Source organism: Cryobacterium sp. TMT3-29-2, assembly GCF_004564305.1.
GTDB classification, from domain to species: domain Bacteria; phylum Actinomycetota; class Actinomycetes; order Actinomycetales; family Microbacteriaceae; genus Cryobacterium; species Cryobacterium sinapicolor.
Genome location: NZ_SOGK01000011.1, coordinates 1 through 25,336 on the forward strand (window position 1 = coordinate 1; position 25,336 = coordinate 25,336).

The following is a 25,336-nucleotide window of genomic DNA, read 5'->3' on the forward strand; positions in this document are numbered from 1 at the left end:
CGGCCAGCGGCCAGCGGGTGCGCTGCCGGTCGCGCGCCGGCTCGTTTGCGCGCGTCGAGTCGCCGCCGCGGCTAGCGCAGCTGGCCGACCGAGGCGAGCGCCATCCGAAGCAGCGCTCCGCGCCCGCCCTCCATCTCGGCTGCCACCGCGTCGGAGGCAGCCTCCTTCGGGGTCATCCAGGTGAGTTCGAGGGCGTCCTGGCGCGGGTCGCAGGTGCCGGTCACGGGAACGACGTAGGCCATCGAGACGGCGTGCTGGCGGTCATCCGTGAACGCGGTGATGCCCGGCATCGGGAAGTACTCGGCGACCGTGAACGGCACCGGACTGATCGGCAGCTGCGGGAAGGCCATCGGGCCGAGGTCCTTCTCGAGGTGGCGGAAGAGGGCGTCGCGCAGGGTCTCGCCGTAGAGCACGCGGCCGGACACGAGCATCCGGGTCATCTCGCCGGTCGACCGGGCGCGCAGGAGCACGCCGACCTCGACGACCTGGCCGAGGCCGTCGACGCGCACGGGCACCGCCTCGATGTAGAGAATCGGCAGTCGGCGGCGCACTTCGGCCAGCTCGATGTCGCTCAGCCAGCCCGGGTTAATATTGGGCGGCCCTGCGCCCTCGGGTCCAGGCGTCCAGTCCGGATCGGGGTCAGGGGTGCGCACGCTCATGAAACTATTCTGTCTTACCCTGCGCCCGGATGCGCCACGAGTGCCGATGTGACGGCAGAGCGGGCGCGGGCGGGGCGCTTGCGGCCACGGGGACGGGGGCGGGGACGGGGACAGCTACAGCTACAGCTACAGCTACAGCTACAGCTACAGCTACAGCGACAGCTACAGCGACAGCGACAGCGACAGCGACACTTACAGCGACAGTACGGAAACGGAAGCGCGGCCATGGCCATCACCCCGTGGGGATCGCGATAGGGTCCGCTCCCCTCGCCGGTGGACCAGCTGGTGCGGACATCCGTCGCCGCGCAGGAGTCGGTGGTCGCCGCGCAGGAGTCGGTGGTCGCCGCGATCACCGTCGCGTCCGTCGCGGAGACTCTGACTCCTGCGACCGCTGCCGGGGGCTAACTCAGGAGAAACGCGCGGACGGTTCCGACTCTCCGCAGAACTCCGCAGCGCTACGCGGAACTCTGCGCGGCCGTGGCCTCCGTTTCCGGGATCTCCTGAGTTGGCCACGGGCTGCGACGGATGCCGCCAACCATTCGGGAGTACGGCCGGCTGTGTGCGTAACTCCTGCAATTCGGCGGAGCGGCGGCCCGCTTCCGCGGAATTCGGGGCGGTCTCCGCCCTCCCACGGCAGATTGCAGGAGTTATGCACGGGTAGCGACGGACGCCGACGGATACCGCCGGCTAACGACAACTGCCGCCTCCTGTCAACCGATCCCGACGCTCCCTCGGGGAGTGGAAAGATTGATGCGTCGGCGTTTCCCGGTGTCGACCTCGAACAGGAGGACCACCATGGGCCAGAACGACAGCACCCCCACCGGCAAGGATGGCGCCGAGAGCAACAACACCGACGGCACCGAGGCCGGCGGCCGCACCCCCGGAACCCCCGTCCCGCGCGCCGAGCCCATCGACCCGGCTGCCGTGCTGTGGAGCGCGTCGGCCGCCGACCGCACCGGGCGACCGCTGCTGCTCATCCTGCACGGCTACGGTTCGCACGAGGGGGACCTCTTCTCGCTGGCGCCACATCTGCCGCTGCATCCGGTGATCGCCGCCCTGCGCGCGCCACTGCCTGCCGGACCGGGCTGGGCCTGGTTCCCGATCGGCGCCGCCGGGGCCAAGGTCAACCCGGGCTCGCCGAGCGCCGACGCCCTGGATGCGGCCGCCGGCGGAGTGCTCGACTGGCTGGACGGTCTGCCCGAGCAACCCTCGTCCATCGGGCTGCTCGGATTCTCGCAGGGCGGTGCGATGGCGCTCCAGTTGCTGCGGCAGTCACCCGACCGATTCGCGTTCGCAGTTCAGCTGTCCGGCTTTGTGGGGCGCAGCGAGCACCCGGGTGACGAGCGCCTGCTCGAGCGACGCCTCCCAGTCTTCTGGGGCCGCGGCACGGCCGACCAGGTCATCCCGCAGGATGCCGTCGACCGCACCCAGGCCTGGCTGCCCGAGCACTCCACGCTCACCGAGCGCATCTACGAGGGTATGGGCCATTCCATCTCGCAGGCCGAACTCGGCGAGATCGTCACGTTCCTGCGCGCACAGTACGACGCCTAGGGGGCCGGAGGCGCAGCATCCGTCGCCGCGCCGCCCGGCGGCTCAAACGAATTCGACGGAGATTGTGGCCAGAACAGGCCCTCCAGGCCGGATCCGGCCTCGAATGAGCAAAATCTCCGTCGAATTGGTGAGTAGACGAGGTCGACAGGGGAGGCAAGGACGACGGGGAGGCCGTGACGACGAAGCGGCAGGGGGCGGCGAAGCGGCAGGGGGCGGCGAAGCGGCAGGGGACGACGAAGCGGCAGGGACGGCAAGAGCCACGCGCGGTGGCGCGACCGGCGCAACCGGCGCGACCGGCGCAACTGGCTAGCGGCCGCGGCCGGCCTTCTCGTTCTGGGCCGCCTGGCGGGCGACGTGCGCGATCTTACGGGCGCGCTCGGCGTCGCGGTCCTTGACCCGGATCTGTTCCTCGCGCACCTCGTACTGGGTGGCACGCTCGGTCACGAGCCACGCCGGCGGCTGCTGCAGCAGGGCCTGGATCTCGGCCGAGGTGAGCGGCTCCGTCACGGCGCCGCGCACGAGACCGGAGATGGAGACGCCGAGCTTGGCGGCGACGACCTGCTTCGGGTGCGGGCCGTTCGCGCGCAGTTCGACCAGCCAGGCCGGCGGGTTGGCTTCGAGCGCGGCCAGCTCGGTGCGCGACACGGTCGCGTTCTGGAATTCTTCCGGGGCTGCTTCGAGCAGAATCCCAAGCTTCTGGGCCGCCGTGGCGGGCTTCATGGTTTGGGTCTTCTTCTCGCTCATCAGTCAAGCGTATAGCCTGAGAGCACCCGCATAGCCTGAGAGACCGCCGTTCCCCACGGATCTCCGTTCGCAGTGCCATCACGAGAAAGGATGCCGGTGACCTTTTCCATTGCCTTCGTCGCCGGTGTGACCCCGACCAAGTGGACCCGCACCTGGGCCGATCGACGCCCCGACCAGCCCCTCGAGGTCTTCCGCACGGAACCGTCCGAGCAGGATGCCGTGCTGCGCGACGGCCGCGCCCAAGTCAGCCTGGTGCGCCTGCCCGTCGATGAGACGGGCCTCAGCCTGATCGCCCTCTACCGGGAGATCCCGGTAGTTGTCGCCGCCAAGGACCACTTCATCGCCGATGCCGACAGCGTGCTCGTGGCCGACCTGGCCGACGAGCACCTGCTGCAAAACCCCGACGACGTGCCCGAGTGGCGCCTCGTGGCCACCGAGATCAGGGACGGCGCCCGCCGCCCGCTCCCGGCCATGCGCGACCTCGACGACGCCATGGCGCAGGTCGCGGCCGGCGTCGGCATCCTGATCGTCCCCCACTCGATCGCGCGCCTGTACGGCCGCAAGGATGTCGTCTCGCGCCCGGTCGAGGACGTCGCCGAGAGTCAGGTGTCCCTGGCTTGGCTTTCCAGCGAGACCACGGAAGACGTCGAGGAGTTCATCGGCATCGTGCGCGGCCGCACGAAGGACAGCTCGCGGGTCGACTCGCTGCCCGCCGGCACCGAGAAGGTCAGAAAAGAGAAGAAGACCGACAAGGCCAAGGCGGCGGCGAAGGCCGTGCGGGTCGCGGCGGCGAAGTCCAAGCCGGCCGTGGCTAAGAAGGCCACGAGCGCCCCCGGCCGCACCCGCAACACCCCGAGCCCCCGGGCCGGCAAGCGCCGCGGCGGCCGTTAGCGTCCGTGCCGCACCTCCTGCGGTGGATGCTGGCGCCCGCCCTGATGATCCAGACCGAGCTCAGCCGGCATCAGGAGTAGGCGACCGGCTGCCTCACCACCGTCCTCAGCTTCGCGGGCGCTGCACGGCGCGGGTCGCCGAGGTAGATCTCGTGGTGCCGGCCATTCAGCCGCAGCCCGTTGTTCGCCAGGAACTCCCCGTGCAGTCGCGCGAGCGCGGGTGCCTCGTCGTCGTACGGCCCGACATGCAGCAACTGTGCCGACAGCCCCTCGTCGAGCATCTCCACCCGCACCCGGACGAGTGCGGGCAGCTTCTTCTTCGCGAGCGCGCCGGCGACGGCCTCGGCGATGAAGGCATCCGTCACCCAGTCCGGCTCGGCCATCAGCAGCGTCCACTTCCACTCCGCCTTCGCGCCGGCCGTGAAAACGGATGCGTCGTCGGCGTACCAGAGGCCCTCGAGCGGTGCCACGACCATCTCCCGGCCCAGCGCGCGTTTGGCGGCGAACTTGATCGCGTAGGCGACCGCGTAGAGGGACTCGACGGCCTCGGCGTGGGCCGGGGCCGTATTCGGGTCGCCGGCACCGTCAAGGGCCAGGAACCGCTGGGCCGGCACCTCGACCAGCTCCCAGTCGCGGTTGACGGGCCCGTAGAGCGGCGGGTGGACACGCTTCACGTCCCAGGGACCGGCCCCGACGGGTGCGGTGTTGCGGGGCGCGCGCAGCTTTCCCGTGCGCCGGTCGGTACGGAACGGCACAGCGTCACTCATGGGGACTCGTCACGAGGCTCACGAGGCTCACGGGGTTCATGGGATTCATGGGATTCACTGACTCCTGCTAGCGGGAACTGATGGACGCGAACTTGCGAACGCACAGCGGAACGAACAGGACCAGCATGACCGTGATGCCGATCAGCACCGTGGCGATCGGATTCTGCATGGTCCAGATGTCGGGCACCGGGGCTGTGCCCTCGTTGCCGAACAGTTCCCGCGCGGCCTGCACCAGCGACGATACCGGGTTCCACTCCGCGAAGACGCGCAGCGGGGTCGGCAGGGTGTCGCTGGGCACGAAGGCGTTCGAGATGAAGGTCAGCGGGAACAGGATCAGGAAGGAGGCGTTGTTGATCACCTCGGGGGTCTTCACGCTCATGCCGAGCAGCGCCATCACCCAGCTGAAGGAATAGCTGAACAACAGCAGCAGCCCCACCCCGGCTAGGAATTCCGGCACCGAGGAGTTCACCCGCCAGCCCACGAGCAGCCCGGTCAGCATCATGATCACCATGGAGATCGTGTTCAGCACCAGGTCGCTGTTGGTGCGTCCGATCAGTACGGCCGAGGAGCTCATGGGCAGGCTGCGGAAGCGGTCGATGATGCCTTCCTTGAGGTCCTGAGCCATGGCGGAGCCGGAGAAGGTCGACCCGAACACGACGGTCTGGGCGAAGATGCCGGCCATCAGGAACTGCACGTAGTCGGTGCCCTCGACGGAGATCGCGCCCGCATAGACCTGACTGAACAGCAGCACGAACATGATCGGCTGGACCACCGCGAAGACGAGCATGTCGGGCGAGCGCTTGATCTTGATCAGGTTGCGCTTGGTGACGGTCCAGCCGTCGGAGTACCAGAGCGAGAGCGGGTTCCAGGTGGGGAGGGTGGCTGCGGCGGTCATTTCGCCTTCTCCAATTCAACGTCATCCGCCTTGTCAGACGCCTGGTCGGCCTTGTGCCCGGTGAGTTTCAGGAAGACGTCGTCGAGCGTGGGTCGGCGCATCCCGGCGTCGTGCAGACGGATGTCCGCAGCCCCCAGCGCCGCCAGCACCTGCTGCAGCGCCCGCGGCCCGTCGATCACCGCGACCTCGAGTCCGCGGCCGTCGCTGGTGATCGCCGGCTCCCCCGCCCCGTAACGGGCGAGGATCTCCCGGGCCGCCTGGCCGTCGCCGGCCTCGACCAGGGCCACCTCGACGCGGTGGCCGCCGATCTGCGCCTTGAGCTGGTCGGAGGTGCCCTCGGCGATCACCCGCCCGTCGTCGATCACCACGATGTCGTCGGAGAGCTGGTCAGCCTCTTCGAGGTATTGGGTGGTGAGCAGCACGGTGGTGCCGTCGGCGACCAGGCGCTTGATGACGTCCCAGAGCGCGATCCGGCTGCGCGGGTCCAGGCCCGTGGTCGGCTCATCGAGGAACAGGACCTTCGGGTTCATCACCAGCGCCCCGGCCAGGTCGATCCGGCGGCGCATCCCGCCGGAGAAGCCCTTGACCGGGCGGTTGCCGGCCGCGGTCAGCTCGAACAGGTCGATCAGCTCCTGGGCTCGGCGCCGTGACTCGGCGGCGCCCAGGTGGTAGAGCCGCCCGACCATCTCCAGATTCTCGAAACCGGTCAGGTTCTCGTCGACGGCGGCGTACTGGCCCGACACGCCGATGATGCGCCGCACGCCCTTGGGGTCGGCGACGACGTCGATCCCGTCGACGAACGCGGTGCCGGAGTCCGGCCGGATCAGCGTCGTCAGCATCTTGACGACGGTCGTCTTTCCGGCGCCGTTCGGGCCGAGCAGCGCCTTGACGGTTCCGCGCGGAACCGACAGATCAAGCCCCGCGAGCGCGTGCACCGGCCCGGACTTGGAGCGGTAGACCTTGGTCAGAGCTCTGGCCTCAATGATGGTCATGGGACATCCCTGCCTGGTCGAGGGGAAAACGAGGGGAAATTCAGCGGAGCCACGAATTCAACACTTTAATGACCTTCGCCGGCACGTACAAGCGTCACACGTGATCGCGCACCGGCAGGCGCCTGACTATGGTGTGCGCATGGACCAGGCACGGTGGGAGAAGATCCTGCAGTGGCCGCTGCTCGCAGCATCCGTGCTCTTCCTGATCAGCTATTCATGGCGGGTACTGGCAGACCTCGACGGCCCCCGCTTTCTGCTCACCGCGCTCGTGCTGGTGACGGCCTGGCTGATCTTCGCGTTCGACTATCTGGTCAACCTCTACCTGGCGCCCGACCGCGGGCACTGGTTCGTCACGCACCTGTTCGACCTGGTGGTGGTGTTCCTGCCGGTGCTGCGGCCGCTGCGGCTGCTACGGCTGGTGACGATGCTGCCGATCTTTCAGCGTTCCCCCGGTCAGGCCGTGCGCTCCCGGGTCGGCCTCTACCTGGTCGGGGCATCCAGCCTGCTGATCTGGATGGGATCGCTGGCCGCGCTCGACGCGGAGCGGTCGGCCCCCGGCGCGAACATCACCACCCTGGGTGATTCCGTCTGGTGGGCCTTCGTCACCGTCTCGACGGTCGGCTACGGCGACTACTTCCCGGTCACCGGCGCGGGCCGGCTCGTGGCCGTCGCCCTCATGCTCGGCGGCGTCACGCTCGTCGGTGTGGTCACCGCCACCCTGGCCTCGTGGATCATCGACCGCATCGCGGCCTTCGGCCAGGACCGCTGAGCCGTGCTCGGTCAGCCCAGCCGCACGAGCTGCCGCAGGTCGTCGCGCGGCAGCTCGTCGACGACGGCCGAGACCGTGAGGGAGTGCAGGAGCACGCCCCCGCCGATGGTCGTGAGGAACGCCGTGTCCGCCGCGTCACGGCCCGTGGCGATGCGCACCAGCGACTGCCGGGGCGCCAGCAGGGTCGCGTCGACCACCTGCCAGGCGTGGTCGACGAAGGCCTCGGCCACGGCGTGGAAGTCCATCGGGGCCAGACCGGGAGCGTAGACGGAGACCAGCCGGGCCGGAACGTCGCGCGCCCGCAGCAGCGCCACGACCAGGTGCGCGTAGTCCCGGCAGACGCCTTGGCGGGCCAGCAGGGTGCGCACGGCTCCGTCCGTGGGCAGGCTGGAGCCCGGCACGTAGCTGAGCTTCTGTCCCACCCAGGAGCTCACCCCGTTCAGGAGATCGGTGCCCTCGAGGCCGGCGAACTCGGCGTGGGCTGTCGGCCCGAGGCTGTCGGATTCGCAGTACCGGCTGGGCCGCAGATACCGCACCAGGTCGATGTCGGCGGTCGGCGACGGATGCGCCCGGCCGACCAGGTCCGCGTGGTATTCCACCTCGACCGGTCCGGCCGCGACGTCGGCCAGGTGCAGGAGGGTGCCGTGCTCGTCGGAGATGCGCCGCACCGGCACGGGCGCGCCGGCCTGCACGACCGTGAGGACCTCCGCCCGATCGGTGCCAGCCGGGTCGGCGGCATCAGCGGGATCGGCGGCGAAGCTGCCACCCGGACCGGCCGCGGGATCGGCAGCGACGGCGATCGACAGCACGAGGCGCGCCGGCGCGAGGGCCTCCAGAGAGAGCTGCGCGGATGCGGTGCGTTTCATTCCACGATCCTGCCACGCACCGGCCGACCTCGGCCACAGCGACTGGTGCCGCATCCGGGCCGGGGCCACACTGAGGGCCATGCTGGGTGAACTGAATGACCAGGAGATCGACAGTGTGCTGCATGATGCCGTGATCGGCCGGATCGGCTGCCACGTCGCCGGCCAGATTTACATCGTGCCGGTCTCCTACGCCTATGACGGAGAACACGTCTACGGGCATTCCGGCAGCGGGCGCAAGGTGGCGATGATGCGGGAGAACCCGTCGGTCTGCTTCGAGGTCGAGCAGGTCGACGACCTGGGCAACTGGCGAACCGTGATCGCCTGGGGCACCTACGAGGAACTGACCGGCACGGATGCCGCGGCGAGCCGGCAGATCCTGCTCACCCGGTTCGCCCCGCTGCTCGGTCCCGTCAGTGCCGCCTCCAGCGCCTCAGCCGTGCCGCGTCTCGGGCCCGACGGCACTCCGCTGCCCTACCGGCAGTCGCCCGACCCGATGCCGGCCCCGGTCGCTGCCCCGAAGCCGGGGCCGGGGCCGGCGCGCGCGCATGCCCCGCACCCCTCCGCCCCACGTCCGACTGACCATGCGGCCGGCGATTCCAGAGCGGAGGCGGTGCTGTACCGCATCCGTCTGACCCGGAGAACGGGCCGGTTCGAGCGCAGCTGAACGGCCGGGCCGGTTAGCCGGCTGCGAGGATGTCGACGACGAAGACGATCGTGTCGGTACCCGAGATGCCGGCGTCAGGCTGGCCCTCGGCGCCATAGCCGAGTTCCGGTGGAATCACGACCAGGACCTGGGAGCCGACCGTCTGGCCGACGAGACCCTGGGCGAAGCCGGGAACGACGGAGGCCAGGGAGATCGGGGTCGGACCGCTCTTGCCCCAGGTCTGGTCGAAGACCTCACCGGTGGACCAGACGACGCCCGAGTAGTGCATGACCACCGTGTTCGCGTCAGTGACCGTGGCGCCGTCGCCCTTTTTCAGGACCGAGGTCTTCAGCTCGGTCGGAGCGTCGGTTGCCGGGATCGTCACGGTGGGGGCACCGTCCTCGGCCAGCTCGACGGTCGGGAAGCCGTCTTCCGGCTTCTGCTCCTCGCCGTTCGCGCGGGGCGGGATTTCGCTCTTCACGTCGATGACGAAGATGATGTTGTCCTCGGCCCCGACCTTGAGCTCCTCGTTGCCGGCTTCGCCGAACGCGTCGGCCGGCGGCGCCACGACCGCGACGCGCGATCCGTAGGTCGCGCAGGCGACGCCCTTCATCAGCGCCGGGAAGACGCTCGATTCCTTGGCCATGGTGATGGGAGCTCCGAGGTCGTCACCGAAACCGCCGGCGTTCATCTTCTCGCCCGTCTTCGCGTTGTACACGGAGAACCCCAGTTCGACGATGTCGTCGGTCTTGACGGCGTCGCCCTTGCCCTCGGTGACGACGGAGACCTCGGTGGCCTCCGTGGTCAGCGGGGACTCGAACTTCACGGTCGGCTCCGCGCCGGCCTTGCCGGCGACCTTCACGGCCTCCGACGTCTTGCCGGAATCGACGCAGGCGATCCCCGCCGCGCCGGTTTCGTCGGAGGGAGACCCGCTGCACCCGGCGAGGGCGAGCACGGAGACCGTGGCAATGGTGATGAGGGCAGGAAGTTTACGCACGCTGATCTTTCTATTCGAGTGATCTGGTCGACATGATCCCAGGCACGCACCGGACCGAGGTGTAACTGAGTCGAAGGGCATCCGTTGGACCCTGGTCAGTATGCCCGACCGAGATCAATGCCGCCTGAGTTCCGGCTGCCGCCAGGTCAGAGGCCCTCGGCGATCGCTGCCGTGGCGACGAGCCACGCCTCACGGGTGCGTGGCGCGAGAGCGTCGTAATTCAGCGATCCACCGGCCACGAGTGCAGAGTCATACGGCACGTCCACGACCGTGCGGGTGAGCTGGCTGAAATGGTCGTGCAGTCGCAGGGACAGCTGACGATCGGCCGTCTTGGCCGGCGAAGCCAGGATCGTGACCGCCTGCGCGACCTTGTCGGCATGGCCCTTCTGACGCAGGCCGTCCAGCAGTGAGGCCGCGCCGTAGGCGGTGTCCTCGCGAATGGTGGACACGACGACGAGCTGATCGGCCGCGTCGACGGCCGCCTCCCAGTTGGAGGCCCGCATGTTGTTGCCGGTGTCGATGATCAGCACCCGGTAGAACCGGCTGAGCGCGGCATGCAGTTTGCCAAAGGCTACGTCGTCGATGCTGGCCGCGCCGGCCGGGTCGAGGTCGGAGGCGAGGGCGTCGAACCGGGCGTCGCCCTGGTTGCGCACGTAGTTGTCGAGGTCGCCGACCCGGGCGGAGCTCGAGTACGCGAAGTTGTCGAGGTCGCGGAGCAGGTCGACCGCGGTGTTGGTGTGGGCGGCGGTCTGCGCCCGCACCCCGAGCGTGCCCATGGTCTCGTTGTTGTCCCAGGCCAGGGTGTACCCGCCGCGATGGATGCCGAAGGTCGCGGCGATGAGCAGGGTGGCGGTGGTCTTGTGCGCGCCGCCCTTCGGGTTCAGAACGACGATGGTGCGCGGGCCGACCAGGCTGCGCTGCACGGAGGCGACCGCCGCGCGGTGCGACATTTCGCCGGCGCCGGGGGCCGGGGAGACGAGTCCGCCGGTGAGTCGCCGAACGGTGCCCTGCCAGCCCAGCACGGCAGGCCCGGCCACGAGCGGCGGTCGGGAATTCATGAAGTCGGCGAGGTTCGGGCCCCCACTCTCGGACGTTGCGAGGGCGAGCGAGGGGTGGTCGGTGACGCTGGCCGACGGCGCCAGAGGGGTCGACGACGTGTGGGTGTCCACCTCGGCGAGAGCGCCTCCCGACCCCGGTGCCGGGCCGACGAACTGCGTTGCGGAGCGGGGAGTGGAATAGGGGGCGGCCGTCAGGTCCAGCTCTTCGTCGTCCTCATCGTCATCGGCGGCGAGATCGAGCACGAGGCCGTCGAACGCGGTGACCGGCCGGACGTGAGTCCGTGCCACCGGTGCCGGTTCGATCCGGAGGGCTTGAGCGTCGGCGTCGGTGTCATCGGTCTCATCGGCGTCGGCGTCGAGCATGTCGCCGTTGAGAATGTGGGCATCGAGCATGTCGGCATCGCTCATCGCGTCGTCCAGCCCGACCGTGTCGACCCCGGCCGTGTCCAGCCCGGCCGTGTCCAGCCCGGCTTGCCCGAGCCCGGCGGCCTGCAGCTCCGCGGTTTCGAGGCCCGATTTCTGCTCGTCCGACGGTACGACCAGCGCGATCAGTTCGACGACCTCGGTTTCAGAGACCGCGGCTGAGACGGCGGCAGGCCCGGCGGGCCCCGACTCTGACTCAGGCTTCGATTCAGCTTCGGCTTCGGCTTCGGCTTCAGGCTGGGGATGCGCGGAGGTCGGGATGAAGGCCCCATCGTCTTCCACATCCCCGTTGGGGTGCACGATCAGCGGGGACTTGCCCTGCTCGTCTTCCGCGGTCAGGCGCACCGCACAATCGATGGCGCGCGCGGCATCCGTGACCCGGTTGATGATCTCCTCACGCACGCCGGCCTCGTCGGCCGCGGTGATGTGCGAGGTGACACCGTCGATGACCAGCTCCCCCGTGCCGTCGCTGCGGATCATCGCGCGGATGCGGGGAAGTGCGGAAACGTTCTGCGTCATGTTCGGCCTTTATTCGTCGAGCTCAGCTCAGCTCATCAAGCGTGAGCACGTCGTAGATCCGTCGAGCGTGCCCTCTTCAGCCTACGGGGTAGCGGAGTCCACCCCTCGTTTGGCCGCGCCAGGGCCACCAGGGGACCCGACGGGTGGAATCCCCGGTGAGCCGAGCCAGTGGGAACGTCAGCCGTTCGGCGTCGAACGAATTCGACGGAGATTTTCTCGACAATGTGGGTTTTCGAGGTTCTCAGGGCCGTTTCGGGCAGAATGTCCGTCGAATTTGTTCGGCCGCGATCGCGTCGGCGACTAGGCCACGTGCGGCTCCGGCATGGACCAACGGATGGCGCGCAGGCCGGCCCTCGTGGCGTGCGTGTCGTCGTGGCCGCTCTGGCGCCGGCATTCCACGAGGTCGTTCGTCGGGGTGATGTGCGGGTCGCGGCACGAGCTGGCGTAGCTGGTGTAGTCCGTTTCGAGCAACAACTGGTCGTCGGTGAGGTGCCTGTGGGTCATCGGTCTGCGTTCCTGGTTCAGGCGCACGAACCGCGTCCCCACGACGGTTGCGCGCGGTGCTGCACGTGTTCTCTAGCTCGTTCTGGTGCGGCCGGGCTGGGTGATTGTGTGACAGCGTACGTTGACTCGTGGTCATTAATCGAGTTTTGGTCACTTTGTTAACGTGATCGAAACCGCGGCGCCGCACAGGAATCCGCTCAGGGTTCCGGTCAGCGGAAAGCGCTGATCCCGGTGAGGTCCCGCCCGATCAGGAGCGACTGCACGCTCTCGGTGCCTTCGTAGGTGTGGATGGACTCGATGTCGGCGAGGTGCTGGATGACGTGGTTTTCGAGCAGGATGCCGTTGCCGCCGAGCATGTCGCGGGCCATCGACGCGATCTCCCGCGCTGCCCGGGTGTTGTGGTACTTCGCCAGTGACGCCTGGATCGGCCGAAGCGTTCCGGCGGCGTCGAGCTCGGCCAGGCGCAGGCAGTGCAGCTGCATCGATGTGAGCCGGGACAGCATCATGGTCAGGCGCTCCTGCACGAGCTGGAAACCGGCGAGCGGCTTGCCGAACTGGATGCGCTGGGTCGAGTAGTTCAGCGCCGCCTCGAACACCGCCGTTGCGTGGCCGAGGGCCGACCAGGCCACTCCGAGCCGGGTAGCGAACAGCACCGCGGAGGCATCCTTGAACGTATGGGTGCCCGGCAGCACGGCGTCCAGCGGAATCCGCACATCCGTCAGCGTGATCCGGGCCTGGTGGATGGCCCGCAAAGACCCCTTCCCGGTGATCGTCACGCCGCGGTACCCGGGGGTGTCCTGTTCCACCAGGAATCCGCGCACATTGCCGTCGTCGTCACGGGCCCAGACCACCGTCACGTCGCCGACCGAGCCGTTGCCGATCCACTTCTTCTCGCCGTTGAGCACCCATTCGTCGCCGTCGCGCTGCGCGGTGGTCTCCAGGCCGACCGAATCGGATCCGTGGTCGGGTTCGGTCAGGGCGAAGGCGCCGAGCTTCTCGGCGCGGGCCAGCGGCACCAGCCAGCGCTCCTGCTGCTCCGGGCTGCCGAACAGCGCGATGCTGCGCAGGGCCAGCCCGCCCTGCACGGCGACCACGGTGCCCATCGAGCCGTCACCGCGGGAGATCTCCATGTTGACGAGCCCGGCCGCGAGGGGCGACATCGGGGTCAGCCCGGGACCGACAACGCCGTCGGTGAGGAGGTCGAGTTCGCCGAGCCGTCGGGCCAGGTGCAGTGGGTATTCGGCCTTGTCCCAGGCCACGGTCAGTTCGTCCAGTGTCTCGGATGCGAAGCTGCGGGCGCGGTCCCAGAAGGCCCGGTCGACCTCGGGAACGTCGGCGAACATGCCGTAGTAGTCGGTGTCGAGGGGCCTGGAGACGTCGTAGTCGGGCACGGTTTCCCTTTCGTGGAGGTCGGATTCGAAGGTTTCGGGCCGACCGTACCGGCCGGGTGGAGCAGGCACCCGCGCGCGGCCGTCGGGCCCCCCGAGATGTCGAGCCGTCGAGCCGTCAAGCCGTCGAGCCGTCGAGCCGTCGAGCGCACCACTCACGGTGCCCCTGTGCGCCGGTCGGAAAATACCCAGACCCAAGTTCTATCTGACACTCAGTCTCAGGTCAAGCGGCACTCAGTGTCAGCAAGGGCGCGTCTGGGCGCGAAGGCGTTCCTCGATGGCGCGAGCCAGTTCCAGGGGATCCGTCGCGGCCGGGAAGACGGCGACGACCACGTCGCCCGAGGGCCGCGCCTCGGGGCCTGGCGCCGCGGCATCCGGGCGGAAAAGCCGTTGCACCTCGGCGAGCTCGGCGGCCAGCGAGAACGGGCCCACGCTGTCCGACGCCCGGATCAGGCGCCGAAGCACGAAATTGTGGGTGGCCGTCACGGCGGCGGCGAACCGGATGGCAGTCAGGGGCGACACGCCCGGCACGGTGCTGCGCAGGTAGCTGGCGAACATCCGTTCGTACCGGATCGCCATGATGGTTTCCCGGTCCCGCAGCACCGGTGTCTCCCGCACAACCCGGTCCCGGATCCGCACGATCTCCAGTCGTTCGCGGAATCTCTCGAAGACCATGGCGGCTGCCTCGCACACGGCCAGCCACGGATCCGGGTGCGGCACAGCGAAATACTCGTCGATGCGGGCGACCAGTTCGTCGTGGTCGGCAAAGATCACGTCGTCTTTGGACCGGAACTGCCGAAAGAAGGTGCTGCGCGAGACGCCGGCCGCCTCGGCGATGTCCACGGTGCTCGTGGACTCGTAGCCGTGCTTCTGAAACAGGCGAACCGCGATGTCGGCGACCTCGATCCGAGAGAGCGGTCGCGACGGCCCGGGCGGCCCGGCAGGCCGGGAGGGAGCAGCAGGCAGGTCTGGCATGGTCTGGCGAAATTATCACGGAATGCGAACGAACGGATGCCGCGAGCAGGCCGGCCCTCGCTTGTCCGGAGCGGCACGGACGGGCAGTCTGGCGGCGACGAAGGAGCGACCCGGTCCACTTCAGGAACGAGCGCCGGCGCCCCGGCAGGGCAGGCACCGCGCAAAGGGCTCCGTGCCCGTATCGCCGCCTGGCTCTCCGTGGCGCTGTGCCGGAGTCTCTCGCCGTAGCGATGGTCCTGGGCGATGCCCTGTTGAGGCTCAAGGGCTACGAGAGCGTCGGCGCCGAGCCGATCCCGCTCGGCAGGGTGGCGCTGGCCGGCCTTGCGGCCGTTCTCGTGCTGATCACTCCGACTATTCCGGCCACTATGCGCGGCCTGCGGGCACGACGCCTCGGCGTGACCTCAGGCATCTTGCCCGCGATCATCGGAGCCGCCGCCCTGGGGTACGGGCTGCTGACGAATACGCTTCCGCTGCTCCTCGCGAGCCTCGGCCGGTAGCCCATGCCGAAGCCGCTCTGTCAGCTCTTTTCTGGTCGCAGGACCTGAATCGGAGTAATGTTCCCGTCACGGTCAATACAGACGGCACTATTGCCGCGCCGAGAGAGAGCGCTTCACACACATGGACTTCCATCCCCACTGCCCGCAGCGTGCCTGTGTCGGAATCATGCGAACCCGGGCCCTGGCAACCGACACCCTGGCGGATGAAGAGATCTGGTTCCAGTGCGAAGATTGCGGCTCCGAGAAGCACTGGACGAACCTCGGCGAGCCGGACGCTACGCGGCACTAGGTGCCTGAGGCCTCGACGTATGCTCGTGGCGCTGCCCAGGGAATCAGCGCCGGCTGACGCGGTTGCGGTTGCGGTTGCGGTTGCGGTTGCGGTTGCGGTTGCGGTTGCGGTTGCGGTTGCGGTTGCGGTTGCGGTTGCGGTTGCGGTTGCTTACACGGAGTCCGGCATCGAACGAATTCGACGGAGATCTTTGTCTGCAACTGCATTTTCGGTGATTTCGGGGTGGGTTCGGCCAAAATCTCCGTCGAATTCGTTTAGCGGCTTTGCCGCTCGGCTGCCCGGCCCAGCCTGGTGCCGAACGTAGAAATAGATTACGAATAAACTTTTCAGGTAAGATGACAGACCTTCGATTACTTGTTCTATTTCTGGTAAACTCGGGTCTGTGAACAACCCCACCGATACTCCCGCAGCGAATGCCGTACCCGGCTCGTCTGCGGCGGCGTGGGCGGTCGCTGAGCTGCAGGCTCTCGCGGCGGGGCTCGCGGGGTCGCTGCGGTGTTCGGTGGTGGGCGGCTTCGATGACGATGGCTTGCTGCAGGTGACGACCGCGGTCGAGGTCCTTGGCCGGCGGGTCGACGCGTTGCGGGTGGCTACGGCGGCGGAGGTCGCGGACCGGTCCCGGCCCGAGCTCGGCACCGGCCGGCTCTCCGCGAGGCGCGGCTGCCGCACGCCCGGGGAGCTCTTGGAGCGGGTCACCCTGGTGTCGGGGCCGACCGCGCAGCGACGGATGCGGCTGGGCAGGCAGCTCCGCACCGGCCGCTCCCTGGCAGGCGAACCACTACCACCCCTCTTCCCGGCAACCGCGATCAGTCTGGCCACAGGTGCGATTGGCATCGACACCGCCGACGCGATCTTGACCGCGTTGACGCCGACGCTGCGATGCACCGACCTCGACTCGGTACAGGCCGCCGAGACCGAACTCGTGGCTGCGGCCACCGGCACCAGCTCGGAGACCCCCGTGCCCGCATCGGCGGAGGAGATCCGGGTGCAGGGCGCGGTCTGGAAGGCCGTGCTCGCGCCCGACGGGTCCCGGCCCGACGACCACGCCATGACCGCCCGCGGCATTCGCCTCGGCCGGGAACGCGACGGCATCGTTCCCCTCTCGGGGGCGCTGATGCCGGAGATCGCGGGCAAGCTCCGCCGCCTCCTCGACGCCTACCTCTCACCGAAAAGCGCCCCGGTCGCCTTCCACCAGGAAGAAGAAGCCGCCCAGGAACAGGAGCTGACACTGGAACAGGAGCTGACACTGGAACAGGAATTGACACTGGAACAGGAGTTGACGCCGGAACAGGTGCGGGAGGAGGCGCTGCTGGAGCGCGACGACCGCACCCCCGACCAGCGTCGGCACGACGTACTCGCCGTCATCCTCGACGTCGCCTCCCGCGCCGGCGAATCCCCGACCATCGGCGGCGCCCCCGCCACGGTCCTCGTCAGCGTCCGAGAGCAAGACCTGAACGCGGACTTCGGTCAGGGTCACGGCGTCGGCTGGATCGACGGAGTCGAAGCACCGATCACGATCAACGCCGTCACGGACCTGATCAGCACCGGCGGCCAACAAAAAATCGTCATCAACGACGAGGGACGCATCATCGCCCTCGGCTCCCCCGAACGCTGCTTCACCCCCGCGCAACGCCGAGCGATCCAACTCCGCGACGGCACCTGCATCATCCCCGGCTGCACAATCCCCGCCGGAATGACCGAGATCCACCACGTCATCCCGCACTCAGAAGGCGGACCCACCCACACCGACAACGGCGTCTGCCTCTGCTGGTTCCACCACCGCTACCTCAACGCCTCCGGCTGGGCCATCCGGATGGTCCGCGGTGCCGCGCAGATCATGGCACCACCCTGGCTCGAAACCGGGGTGCGCAAATGGCGCACCGTCACCAAGTCCCGCACCCGGATGACCGACGCAATCGAGCGGAAGAACGTGACCCACGACGACGAGTAGATGCTTCCCAGCCCCCGGGCTCGACAGCTCGACCACCGACCGGGGAACCTCCCCACGTCAGACCGCCAGATCTCGACAGACTCGACCACCGACCGGGGAACCTCCCCACGTCGGGTCGCCCGGACTCGACAAGCTCGACCACCGACCGGGGAACCTCCCCACGTCGGGTCGTCCGGTCTCGACAGGCTCGACCACCGAAGCTCGACCAGTGCCGCATGAGCCCTGGCGAGAAAGTTCTCCGGGCCCGGGCCGGCTCACTCGACCTCATCCGGAAACCCGTCTTGAGCCACGAGAGCGGGTGAAACGTCGGTTTCGGCCCCGCAGAACGACGAAGCACCCGCTCCCGCGGCCAGGCAGGGTGGGGAATGTGCGGGGCAGTGATGATGCCGGAATTGCTCTGGCCCACCGGGTGCCGTAACTTCTGAATCGGTGTTGCTCGCGGCCGCACCGAGTCGGACCGGAGTTGAACATGACCACAATCGAGCTGCTCGTCTATGCCGATCGCCTGGGCGGTACCATCCACGATCTGCAGACCCTGCTTGACGGCCCGCTCCGGGCCTACGGCAGCGTGCACGTGCTGCCGTTCTATGTTCCCTTCGACGGTGCGGATGCCGGCTTCGACCCGATCGACCATGCCGCGGTCGATTCCCGCCTGGGCAACTGGGCCGACATGCGCAGCCTCGCCGGCACGCGCGGGCTCACTGCGGACCTCATCGTCAACCACGTCTCCTCCTCTTCGGTCGAGTTCATCGACTGGCTTGCACGCGGCACCGACTCCGACTATGAGGGCATGTTCCTCACCTTCGACACGGTTTTCCCGAACGGCGGCACCGAGAAGGACATCACGGCGTTCTACCGGCCGCGGCCCGGCCTGCCCTTCACCGCCTATCAGGGCGCCGACGGCAGCCGCCACCTGGTCTGGACGACTTTCATGCCCACCCAGGTCGACCTGGACGTGAACCACCCCGCGGCGCTCGCCTACCTGCGCCGCGTTCTGCAGACACTGGCCGGCGGCGGCGTCTCGACCGTGCGGCTCGACGCCGTCGGCTACGCCGTGAAGACCCCCGGGACCGACAGCTTCATGACCGCGCAGACCCTCGAGTTCGCCCGCACCGTGGTGGCTCTGGCCCACGAGGAACACCTCGAGGTGCTCGTCGAGGTGCACGCGCACTACAGCCAGCAGCTCGCGATCGCCCCGCTGGTCGACCGTGTCTACGACTTCGCCCTGGCGCCGCTCCTGTTGCACTCGCTCGGCACCGGAACCGTCGACCGCCTCGCCGACTGGTTCCGGATCCGCCCCGCCAACGCCATCACGGTGCTCGACACCCACGACGGCATCGGCATCATCGATGCCGGCCCGATCGGCGACAAGCCCGGCCTCCTGACCCAGTCCGAGATGGTCGACATCTTCGCCCGCGCGGAGCGGGCCACGCACGGCCACTCCACCGTCGCATCCGTCGTGCCCGAGTGGTTCACCCTTCCACATCAGATCAATGCGACCTTCTACAGCGTGCTCGGCGGCGAGGAGGTTCCCTACTTCCTGGCCCGCGCCGTGCAGCATTTCCTGCCCGGCCGACCGCAGGTGTACTACGTGGGGTTGCTCGGCGGCCTCGACGACACCGAGCTGTTCGGGCGCACCGGCAACGGCCGCGACGTCAACCGCCACGTCTACACGGCGGAGGAGATCGAACAGGCCCTCACCACCGACGTGACCCGCGCGCAGCTCGGCCTGGCCCGCATCCGCAGCACTCACCCGGCCTTCGCCGGCGACTTCTCCTGGGCCGGGCTCGCTGCAGACCGGATCGAACTCCTCTGGACGGCTGCTGAAGCGAGCGCTCGGCTCACGGTGGCCACGACGCTGGGCTCCCCGACCATCCGCATCGAGCTGACGGATTCCGGACGCACGCAGGTGCTCGACACGGTCGTATCCGTCGCCGACTGGGAGCCCGCGCCGCGCTGACCTAATTCGATCGCGGGCGATCGGGCTTGACTGCGGTGTGCGCAAACCCCGAACCAGCTACTACTGCGGCGGCCCTGTCCGCGTATTCCATCAGCCTCGAGCCCTCCTCGGCGAAAGTGACCACGAACGAAATCGCTGCCTTCCTCACCGACCGGGCACTGGTGACCGTGCACATGAACGGAAATTTCACTCTCATGCGGTTGCGGACGCTGCGGCGGATCATCCTCCCTCTGAGAGAGGTCGTGAACGCGCTGCCGCGGCGAGACCTGCATTTGCTTCAGGACGAGATGGGACCGTACCTCCAGGACGTGTACGAGCACGGGCTGAGGTAAGCCACCCGGCTTTTACGCGGCCGCAGCACTGATCGTGGGACTTTCAGCGCTGCTTTGCGTTCTCTTCCGGCGCAACGACTGGATCTGCAACCGAGGGGACGATTCAGACCTCGGTCGGATTCACGCTCAGCGACAGCCCTTGTCGCTGGTGTCTCGTGGGCGGCAGCCACGCGCGCGTGCGCCAGACAAATGCAGTCGCAGCCGTCGGGTCCCCGGCAGCCGAGTCCCCGGCACCGCCATCAGCTTCGGCCGGACCGAGAAGGAGTGCATCGAACGTAGGCCGGACGGCACTGCTGGCTGTGGTGTCATCGATGGAGGGAGAATAGAACATCGTGCATCCTTCGGGGTCTGCGGCTGACAGAGGCTGTCACCATTGGGACGCCGGTTGTGACATATTTGTCACGGAATTGTGAAATGTTTTTTCTAACGGCAGAGGAAGGGCGGAGCGTCGATGCCGAATACCCCGACCCGGGCTCCGCTCGCGTCTCCGCTGGAGTCGTTCCCCGACCAAACTTTGGCGGATCGTGCCGCTGACGGGGACATTCGGGCATTCGAGGTGCTCGTGCGCCGCTACGGCCCGCTGATGCGGGTGTATGCCAGCCGTGTCCTTGGGTCGAACGACGAGATGGACGACGTCGTGCAGGAGTCCTTCATCACCGCTTGGCAGCAGTTGCCCACCCTTGAGAACGGTGCCGCCGTGAAGAGCTGGTTGATGCGTATCGTCAGCCGGAAAAGCGTCGACCGGCTCCGCGCCCGGCGGCACCATGTCGACATCGACCTCACCGACGCTCCGGCCCCAGAGCGTCATTCCCCGCATAGACTGGCGGAAGCGGAGTCTCAGACGGAGGCCCTGACGCGTGTCCTCGCCGATCTACCTGAGGACCAGCGCCGCTGCTGGATGTTGCGAGAACTCGCGGAATGCAGCTACGGCGACATTGCGGAAGAACTGGAGCTCCCCGTCTCGACCGTTCGCGGGCTTCTCGCCCGTGCACGGAAAACCCTGCTCCAGGAAATGGAGGAATGGCGATGAAATCCTCCGACAAGCTCGCCGGGCACACTTTCGAGGAGCTGAGCGACTACCTCGACCGGGACCGGTCCCCGGCCGACCCGAGCATCGACGGATCCCCCGAGTGTGAGATCGCGCTGCGCGGCATGGAGCGGCTCCGGAACACGCAGCGCGCCCTGCTCAAGAAAGACGTGGAGCTGGAATCCGAGCGCGAGGACAGCTGGGTCAGCACGATTCTGCAGGCCATCAGCATCGAGGCGCGCGCCGGCCGTGACATCCCGATCAGCCACCCCTCATCGACCGCCCGGCTGAGCGTGACGGAGGGTGCGGTGCGCGGCATCCTGCGTGCCGCCGGTGACAGCATTCCGAACATCATCGTCGGACGGTGCCGCCTCGACGGCGACGTTAGCGAGCCGGGCGCACCGGTCACCGTGCGGGTGGATGCCACGGTCCTGGAGGGCGAGATCATTCCATCGCTCGTCGTTGCGCTCCGGGAGGCGCTTTACGTCGCGCTCCACCAGCACACGGAACTCGCGGTCGAAGCCGTCGACATCACCATTCGCGACCTGTACCAACCCGTGCCCCCACGTGCGAAAGCGAGCAGTGATGAGTGACGCCCCGGCACCGGAAAAAGTGACGCCCGACCCTGCCCCCGAATCCCCGCTGCCCAGGCAACTAGACGAGCTGGTGCTGGCCGTTCCCGGCGTGGACGCGCTGTACTCGGCGGCCCCGCTCGTGGCGACCGTGGTCGCTTCCGTAGTCGCCTCCGCCGTCGAAGCCGTGACCGGCCAGCCGAAATCGAACAGCTCCGTCTCGGTCAGCGAGAAAAAAACCGGCCTGGAGATCGCGGTGAAGATCGGCGTCACCGCCCCCTACGCGGCCATCGATGTGAGTCGCCGCGTACACGACGCGATCACGGAGCAGCTCGACCAGAACGGGAGCCCGGCCGCGACCGAGATCGCGGTCACCGTGGCCCGGATCGACTGACCTGGTTCGCCGGCCAGTCCGGCAACGCCAGTGCTCGGTCGCGCTTCTCACGGGGGCGTCCCACCGCGGGTGTGTAGCGTGAAAACCCACACGACCTAAGGAGTCATCAGTGAGTCAGACAATCGACATCGGCATCCCGGACCAGCAGCTCGAGAAGATCGTTCACGGTCTGTCCCGAGTGCTGGCGGATTCGTACACCCTTTACCTCAAGACTCACAGCTACCACTGGAACGTCGTGGGCCCTATGTTTCACTCGCTGCACACCATGTTCATGGACGAGTACACCGAGCTGGCTCTGGCCGTCGACGACATCGCGGAGCGCATCCGCGCCCTGGGCACCCCGGCGCCAGGCACCTATCGCCAGTTCACCGAGCTCGCCGTCGTGCGCGAGGACACCGACCTGCCGGATGCCCCGGAGATGCTCCGTCGACTGGTCGCCGCCCACGAGGCCACAGCCCGCACCATCCGCGAGGTGCTACCCGTCGCCGAGAGCGCACCCGACCAGGTCTCCACCGATCTGCTTGTGCGCCGCCTGGACGTGCACGAGAAGACAGCCTGGATGCTGCGCAGCATGCTGGCCTAAGCCTGCGGTGCGGGCTGGATACCTCGAGCCGGCGATCAGGCGATCCGTCCCCGTTCGATCCGGTCGATCACCTGGCCGACCATCACTTGCGGTTCGCCGTCGCCGAATACGGGCCACCAGTACACATCAGCGTTCGCCGCCGCAGGCAACTAGTCCGCGATCTGAGGGGACTACACCTCGCGTCGGGCTGCCGCCAACGGGCTTCCCGCCACCGGGTCCCAGGTCGCACCCGGGCGACCCAGCAGGTAGCCCTGGGCGAGCACGGCGCCGCTGGTGCGCAGGCTGTCGAGCTGTTCCGTGGTCTCCACCCCCTCGGCGATCACCTCCACGTCGAGCTTGGCAGCCAGCGCCAGGATGCCCTGCACGAGCGACACGGAGGAGGCTCCGGGAAGACCCTGGATGAAGCTGCGGTCGATCTTGATCTGGTCGACGGGCAGGGTGTTGAGCCAGGCCAGGGTCGAGAAGCCGGTGCCGAAATCGTCCAGGGAAATGCGGATGCCCAGACGGCGCAGTTCCACGAGGCGCTCGACGATTCCGGGGAGATCGATGAGTGACCGGCTCTCCACCACCTCGAGGGTGAGCCGTTCCGGTGCCAGACCGTTGCTGTTGAGAGCCGTGCGAACCGTCGACACGAGCCTGTGATCCAGCAGCGTGGCGGCGTCGAGGTTTACCGCGACGCCCAGCGGCCGGGCGCCCAGCTGCGGCCAATCGACCACGTCCCGGCAGGCGGTCGCGATCACCCACAGGTCCAGTTCGGTGATCAGGCCCCGTTCCTGCGCCAGCGGCAGGAATGCGCCCGGGGCGAGAATGCCCAGTCGCGGGTGCGCCCACCGGATGAGGGATTCCGCGCCCACGACCGTCTCCTCACCGAAACGGGAGATGTCCACGACGGGCTGGTAGTACAGTCTCATCTCGTTCGCCTCCACCGCACGGGACAGCTCCACGAGTAGCGACGTGTCGGCGTCCCCCGGTGATTCAACGCCCATCGATATGCTGCCGTGCGCCTCGGCGCCGGCCACGGCGATCTGATTTCGGCCCGTTCTCTTTGCGTCGTACATTCCGGCGTCCGCCGCGTCGAGGAGCTGCTCGCCGCGGCCCCCCGGCCCCCGGTGCGAGGCCACACCCACGCTGGCGGAGATCCGCACGTGCTGGCCGGCCAGGTGGAAGGGGGGATTCAGGCAGCCCACGACGCGGCGGGCCAGCTCGATGGCCGAGTCTTCGCCGTCAAGGTCGGTGACCAGCACCGCGAACTCGTCTCCGCCGAGTCGGCCGATGGTGTCGATGCTGCGGATCTCGGCGCGCAGGCGAGCCGCAACCTGTCGCAGCAGCTCGTCTCCGGCACGATGGCCCAGTCGGTCATTGACGCGTTTGAAGTTGTCGAGGTCGCAGAACAGCACCGCGGTGCGGCTGTTCGGCTGGCACTCCGCCAGTGCGGTGTCGAGCAGCAGGGCGAACAGGGCCCGGTTGGGCAGGCCGGTCAGGCCATCGTGCTGGGATTGGTACCTTACGGTCTCGAGCAACCGGGCCTTCTGCATGGCCGTTTCACCCTGGCGGCTGACGCCTTCGATCAGCGTGATCGCCTCGGCCAGGACCTCGGGTGCCACGGGGGCGACCCAGCTGGCCGTCGCGACACCCATCAGCACATCCCCGGCGAGGAGGGGCACGACGACACCGTTGTTCACACCGATGGAACGCAGCAGCGCCGCCAGGGCCGGGCTGGCGTTGTCGGCGCTGATCAGAACGCGTTCCTGGCGTCTGAGAACGCCGAGGAGCTCCGGGGTCTGCTCCACGGTCAGCGTCGTCCGGAGGAAGAACTCGCGATCGGCCGGTGCGAGGCCGCTGGCCGCAGCAGGCCGCAGCTCGCCGACCTCGGCGTCCCACAGGAGCACGGATGCCGCGTCACTGCCGACGATCGTCGCCAGTGCCGACGCGACGACGTCCGCGATCGCCTCGACGCTGTCGCTGGTCGCCAACTGCTGGGCGAGGCCGAGCAACGCGGCCGTGCGCAACCCTTCCCGGCGGGACTCCTCGAGAGCCGTGAACAGGTCGAGGGCTGCAGCAGCGTGTCCGGCGTAGGCCTCGAGCAGGGCCCGATCCCCGAGCATCGCCGTGTGCCCCTCCGCGAACACGGCGGCCAGATGCCCGTGGATCTTGCGGTTGGAAGCGATGTCGACGACCAGCGCGCGTTCGTCCAACAACTCACCACTCAGCATCCGTGTCACGAGATCGGCGGCACGTTCCTCACTGAGCCCTCGATGGCGAACCAGCGGAGCGCCGCCCCCGGTCGGTTCGACGATGAGTAGGTACGCCGGCGCGAGCACCGCGGAGGCGGCGCGATCGACGATCCGAGCCAGCACCTCATCGACGTCGTCGCTGTTGACGAGATCAGCGGCGGCCAGCTGCACCTCCCGGACCTTGTCGCGCAGAACGCCGAGGGATGAGTCCACCCAGCGGCTCCGCGATCGCCACGACCACCAGCGCACCCGTGTCGACCAGGTCAGCACGTAGTCGCACGCCGGGAAGCCGTCCGACTGGCACTGCGGGTGGCTGATCTGTGCGGGGCCGAGGCCGAAGATGGCCGGCACGGACGAGAACAGTCCCTGGGCGTATTGGCAGTCGAGTCGGGACGGGCGATAGTCGTCGTGCAGACGGTAGCGCACGGTCGCCCTGGTCTTGCCGACGTACAGGGCATCGATCGTCGACGTCGTGGTGAACTTCGGCACCATGCGCGGTAACTGGCGATAGATGGCCCCGGGCGAGGCGAACACGCTGAGCAATTGCACGAGAACAGGCTGGATGTCACCCCGGACCGCGCCGGTGCCCACCGTGAACATGGTGTTCGGGTCGCCGAGCACCGCGGTTGCGGCCTCGAACAGCCGGATACGGGTGTCGTAGCTGACCCACGTGGACGTGTTCTGGAGAGTCGCGGCATCCTGCTGCACGCCCGCCCGGGAGAGCACCTCTGTGACCGCTCCGTCTCCGCCGCGCTCGCGCACATGGCGCAGAAGCAGGCCGATCGTCGTACTCGCAGTTTCGCGCGGCTCTGCATCCATCGTCTTCCGTCCCTCCAGTACTCTATCGACGGGTTTCG

General features: G+C 68.2%; 25 protein-coding genes. 13 read left to right on the plus strand and 12 right to left on the minus strand.

The window, feature by feature from the left end; all coding sequences use genetic code 11:
* Positions 1-71: 71 nt before the first annotated feature.
* Complete coding sequence (locus E3O67_RS01315) at positions 72-659, minus strand: NUDIX hydrolase family protein (RefSeq protein ID WP_134427330.1); 588 nt, start codon at positions 657-659, stop codon at positions 72-74.
* Positions 660-932: 273 nt separating this feature from the next.
* Here E3O67_RS01315 and E3O67_RS17585 point away from each other — a divergent pair, with 273 nt between their 5' ends.
* Entirely contained in the window at positions 933-1,064 is a 132-nt protein-coding gene (locus E3O67_RS17585; RefSeq protein WP_255575481.1) for a hypothetical protein, read from the plus strand.
* A 390-nt stretch (positions 1,065-1,454) separates the two neighbouring features.
* Positions 1,455-2,210, plus strand: a complete 756-nt coding sequence (locus E3O67_RS01320; protein ID WP_134427327.1) for an alpha/beta hydrolase — start codon at positions 1,455-1,457, stop codon at positions 2,208-2,210.
* A 306-nt stretch (positions 2,211-2,516) separates the two neighbouring features.
* On the opposite strand, the gene E3O67_RS01325 is transcribed toward E3O67_RS01320, so the two are convergent.
* Positions 2,517-2,954 carry a DUF5997 family protein gene (locus E3O67_RS01325; protein WP_134429685.1) on the minus strand — a complete coding sequence of 146 codons (438 nt, stop codon included), beginning with the start codon at positions 2,952-2,954 and terminating at the stop codon, positions 2,517-2,519.
* A gap of 96 nt (positions 2,955-3,050) precedes the next feature.
* On the opposite strand from E3O67_RS01325, the gene E3O67_RS01330 reads away from it, so the two are divergent.
* Positions 3,051-3,845 carry a LysR substrate-binding domain-containing protein gene (locus E3O67_RS01330; RefSeq protein ID WP_198418941.1) on the plus strand — a complete coding sequence of 265 codons (795 nt, stop codon included), beginning with the start codon at positions 3,051-3,053 and terminating at the stop codon, positions 3,843-3,845.
* 70 nt (positions 3,846-3,915) lie between these two features.
* Here E3O67_RS01330 and E3O67_RS01335 read toward each other — a convergent pair whose 3' ends face one another.
* From E3O67_RS01335 to E3O67_RS01345, 3 genes are all read right to left on the minus strand, one after another.
* The gene (locus E3O67_RS01335; RefSeq protein ID WP_135101542.1) at positions 3,916-4,611 is read right to left on the minus strand and encodes a GyrI-like domain-containing protein; all 696 of its coding nucleotides are present in this window, start codon (positions 4,609-4,611) and stop codon (positions 3,916-3,918) included.
* 67 nt (positions 4,612-4,678) lie between these two features.
* Complete coding sequence (locus E3O67_RS01340; RefSeq protein ID WP_134429679.1) at positions 4,679-5,506, minus strand: ABC transporter permease; 828 nt, start codon at positions 5,504-5,506, stop codon at positions 4,679-4,681.
* Positions 5,503-6,498, minus strand: a complete 996-nt coding sequence (locus E3O67_RS01345; protein ID WP_134429678.1) for an ATP-binding cassette domain-containing protein — start codon at positions 6,496-6,498, stop codon at positions 5,503-5,505. Before E3O67_RS01345 ends, E3O67_RS01340 begins: the two co-directional genes overlap by 4 nt.
* 139 nt (positions 6,499-6,637) lie before the next feature.
* Between E3O67_RS01345 and E3O67_RS01350 the strand changes: the two genes are divergently transcribed.
* Positions 6,638-7,267 carry a potassium channel family protein gene (locus E3O67_RS01350; RefSeq protein WP_167726399.1) on the plus strand — a complete coding sequence of 210 codons (630 nt, stop codon included), beginning with the start codon at positions 6,638-6,640 and terminating at the stop codon, positions 7,265-7,267.
* An 11-nt stretch (positions 7,268-7,278) separates the two neighbouring features.
* Here E3O67_RS01350 and E3O67_RS01355 read toward each other — a convergent pair whose 3' ends face one another.
* Positions 7,279-8,133 (minus strand): transglutaminase family protein, encoded by an 855-nt coding sequence (locus E3O67_RS01355; RefSeq protein ID WP_135101545.1) that lies wholly within the window; start codon positions 8,131-8,133, stop codon positions 7,279-7,281.
* Positions 8,134-8,212: 79 nt separating this feature from the next.
* Between E3O67_RS01355 and E3O67_RS01360 the strand changes: the two genes are divergently transcribed.
* A complete protein-coding gene (locus tag E3O67_RS01360; protein WP_135101546.1) occupies positions 8,213-8,797 on the plus strand; it encodes a pyridoxamine 5'-phosphate oxidase family protein in 585 nt (194 codons plus the stop codon).
* A 13-nt stretch (positions 8,798-8,810) separates the two neighbouring features.
* Here E3O67_RS01360 and E3O67_RS01365 read toward each other — a convergent pair whose 3' ends face one another.
* The 5 genes from E3O67_RS01365 to E3O67_RS01385 form a co-directional block, all read right to left on the minus strand.
* Complete coding sequence (locus tag E3O67_RS01365) at positions 8,811-9,773, minus strand: FKBP-type peptidyl-prolyl cis-trans isomerase (protein ID WP_167726401.1); 963 nt, start codon at positions 9,771-9,773, stop codon at positions 8,811-8,813.
* A 146-nt stretch (positions 9,774-9,919) separates the two neighbouring features.
* Positions 9,920-11,773: a chromosome partitioning protein gene (locus E3O67_RS16745; protein ID WP_166786965.1), complete on the minus strand. Its 1,854-nt coding sequence runs from the start codon at positions 11,771-11,773 to the stop codon at positions 9,920-9,922.
* 300 nt (positions 11,774-12,073) lie between these two features.
* A complete protein-coding gene (locus E3O67_RS01375; RefSeq protein ID WP_134429668.1) occupies positions 12,074-12,277 on the minus strand; it encodes a hypothetical protein in 204 nt (67 codons plus the stop codon).
* A 209-nt stretch (positions 12,278-12,486) separates the two neighbouring features.
* Positions 12,487-13,620 carry an acyl-CoA dehydrogenase family protein gene (locus tag E3O67_RS01380; protein WP_134429689.1) on the minus strand — a complete coding sequence of 378 codons (1,134 nt, stop codon included), beginning with the start codon at positions 13,618-13,620 and terminating at the stop codon, positions 12,487-12,489.
* 285 nt (positions 13,621-13,905) lie between these two features.
* Positions 13,906-14,640 carry a TetR/AcrR family transcriptional regulator gene (locus E3O67_RS01385; protein WP_134429666.1) on the minus strand — a complete coding sequence of 245 codons (735 nt, stop codon included), beginning with the start codon at positions 14,638-14,640 and terminating at the stop codon, positions 13,906-13,908.
* Positions 14,641-14,846: 206 nt separating this feature from the next.
* Here E3O67_RS01385 and E3O67_RS01390 point away from each other — a divergent pair, with 206 nt between their 5' ends.
* The 8 genes from E3O67_RS01390 (at position 14,847) to E3O67_RS01430 (ending at position 22,245) form a co-directional block, all read left to right on the plus strand.
* Entirely contained in the window at positions 14,847-15,137 is a 291-nt protein-coding gene (locus E3O67_RS01390; RefSeq protein ID WP_134429664.1) for a hypothetical protein, read from the plus strand.
* A gap of 671 nt (positions 15,138-15,808) precedes the next feature.
* Complete coding sequence (locus E3O67_RS01400) at positions 15,809-17,377, plus strand: HNH endonuclease signature motif containing protein (protein ID WP_135101552.1); 1,569 nt, start codon at positions 15,809-15,811, stop codon at positions 17,375-17,377.
* Positions 17,378-17,846: 469 nt separating this feature from the next.
* Positions 17,847-19,337, plus strand: a complete 1,491-nt coding sequence (gene gtfA, locus E3O67_RS01405) for a sucrose phosphorylase (RefSeq protein WP_134427880.1) — start codon at positions 17,847-17,849, stop codon at positions 19,335-19,337.
* Between the two features lie 116 nt (positions 19,338-19,453).
* Positions 19,454-19,669, plus strand: a complete 216-nt coding sequence (locus E3O67_RS01410; RefSeq protein WP_134427879.1) for a hypothetical protein — start codon at positions 19,454-19,456, stop codon at positions 19,667-19,669.
* Between the two features lie 451 nt (positions 19,670-20,120).
* A complete protein-coding gene (locus E3O67_RS01415) occupies positions 20,121-20,699 on the plus strand; it encodes an RNA polymerase sigma factor (RefSeq protein ID WP_134427877.1) in 579 nt (192 codons plus the stop codon).
* Complete coding sequence (locus tag E3O67_RS01420; RefSeq protein WP_134427875.1) at positions 20,696-21,289, plus strand: hypothetical protein; 594 nt, start codon at positions 20,696-20,698, stop codon at positions 21,287-21,289. Before E3O67_RS01415 ends, E3O67_RS01420 begins: the two co-directional genes overlap by 4 nt.
* The gene (locus tag E3O67_RS01425; RefSeq protein ID WP_134427873.1) at positions 21,282-21,662 is read left to right on the plus strand and encodes a hypothetical protein; all 381 of its coding nucleotides are present in this window, start codon (positions 21,282-21,284) and stop codon (positions 21,660-21,662) included. Before E3O67_RS01420 ends, E3O67_RS01425 begins: the two co-directional genes overlap by 8 nt.
* A 109-nt stretch (positions 21,663-21,771) precedes the next feature.
* On the plus strand, positions 21,772-22,245 hold the full coding sequence (locus E3O67_RS01430) for a Dps family protein (RefSeq protein ID WP_134427871.1): 474 nt from the start codon (positions 21,772-21,774) through the stop codon (positions 22,243-22,245).
* Positions 22,246-22,415: 170 nt separating this feature from the next.
* Here the strand turns inward: E3O67_RS01430 and E3O67_RS01435 are convergent, their stop codons facing one another.
* Entirely contained in the window at positions 22,416-25,298 is a 2,883-nt protein-coding gene (locus E3O67_RS01435) for a bifunctional diguanylate cyclase/phosphodiesterase (RefSeq protein WP_135101554.1), read from the minus strand.
* Between the last annotated feature and the right edge of the window lie 38 nt (positions 25,299-25,336).

What these genes read in the sequence shown, in the direction of transcription:
- E3O67_RS01360 (WP_135101546.1), top strand. Translation starts at nt 8,213, where the DNA reads ATGCTGGGTGAACTGAATGACCAGGAGATCGACAGTGTGCTGCATGAT.
- E3O67_RS01415 (WP_134427877.1), top strand. Translation starts at nt 20,121, where the DNA reads ATGCCGAATACCCCGACCCGGGCTCCGCTCGCGTCTCCGCTGGAGTCG.
- E3O67_RS01345 (WP_134429678.1), bottom strand. Translation starts at nt 6,498, where the DNA reads ATGACCATCATTGAGGCCAGAGCTCTGACCAAGGTCTACCGCTCCAAG.
- E3O67_RS01320 (WP_134427327.1), top strand. Translation starts at nt 1,455, where the DNA reads ATGGGCCAGAACGACAGCACCCCCACCGGCAAGGATGGCGCCGAGAGC.
- E3O67_RS16745 (WP_166786965.1), bottom strand. Translation starts at nt 11,773, where the DNA reads ATGACGCAGAACGTTTCCGCACTTCCCCGCATCCGCGCGATGATCCGC.
- E3O67_RS01420 (WP_134427875.1), top strand. Translation starts at nt 20,696, where the DNA reads ATGAAATCCTCCGACAAGCTCGCCGGGCACACTTTCGAGGAGCTGAGC.
- E3O67_RS01335 (WP_135101542.1), bottom strand. Translation starts at nt 4,611, where the DNA reads ATGAGTGACGCTGTGCCGTTCCGTACCGACCGGCGCACGGGAAAGCTG.
- gtfA (WP_134427880.1), top strand. Translation starts at nt 17,847, where the DNA reads ATGACCACAATCGAGCTGCTCGTCTATGCCGATCGCCTGGGCGGTACC.
- E3O67_RS01375 (WP_134429668.1), bottom strand. Translation starts at nt 12,277, where the DNA reads ATGACCCACAGGCACCTCACCGACGACCAGTTGTTGCTCGAAACGGAC.
- E3O67_RS01325 (WP_134429685.1), bottom strand. Translation starts at nt 2,954, where the DNA reads ATGAGCGAGAAGAAGACCCAAACCATGAAGCCCGCCACGGCGGCCCAG.
- E3O67_RS01340 (WP_134429679.1), bottom strand. Translation starts at nt 5,506, where the DNA reads ATGACCGCCGCAGCCACCCTCCCCACCTGGAACCCGCTCTCGCTCTGG.
- E3O67_RS01425 (WP_134427873.1), top strand. Translation starts at nt 21,282, where the DNA reads ATGAGTGACGCCCCGGCACCGGAAAAAGTGACGCCCGACCCTGCCCCC.
- E3O67_RS01380 (WP_134429689.1), bottom strand. Translation starts at nt 13,620, where the DNA reads ATGTTCGCCGACGTTCCCGAGGTCGACCGGGCCTTCTGGGACCGCGCC.
- E3O67_RS01315 (WP_134427330.1), bottom strand. Translation starts at nt 659, where the DNA reads ATGAGCGTGCGCACCCCTGACCCCGATCCGGACTGGACGCCTGGACCC.
- E3O67_RS01355 (WP_135101545.1), bottom strand. Translation starts at nt 8,133, where the DNA reads ATGAAACGCACCGCATCCGCGCAGCTCTCTCTGGAGGCCCTCGCGCCG.
- E3O67_RS01435 (WP_135101554.1), bottom strand. Translation starts at nt 25,298, where the DNA reads ATGGATGCAGAGCCGCGCGAAACTGCGAGTACGACGATCGGCCTGCTT.
- E3O67_RS01385 (WP_134429666.1), bottom strand. Translation starts at nt 14,640, where the DNA reads ATGCCAGACCTGCCTGCTGCTCCCTCCCGGCCTGCCGGGCCGCCCGGG.
- E3O67_RS01350 (WP_167726399.1), top strand. Translation starts at nt 6,638, where the DNA reads ATGGACCAGGCACGGTGGGAGAAGATCCTGCAGTGGCCGCTGCTCGCA.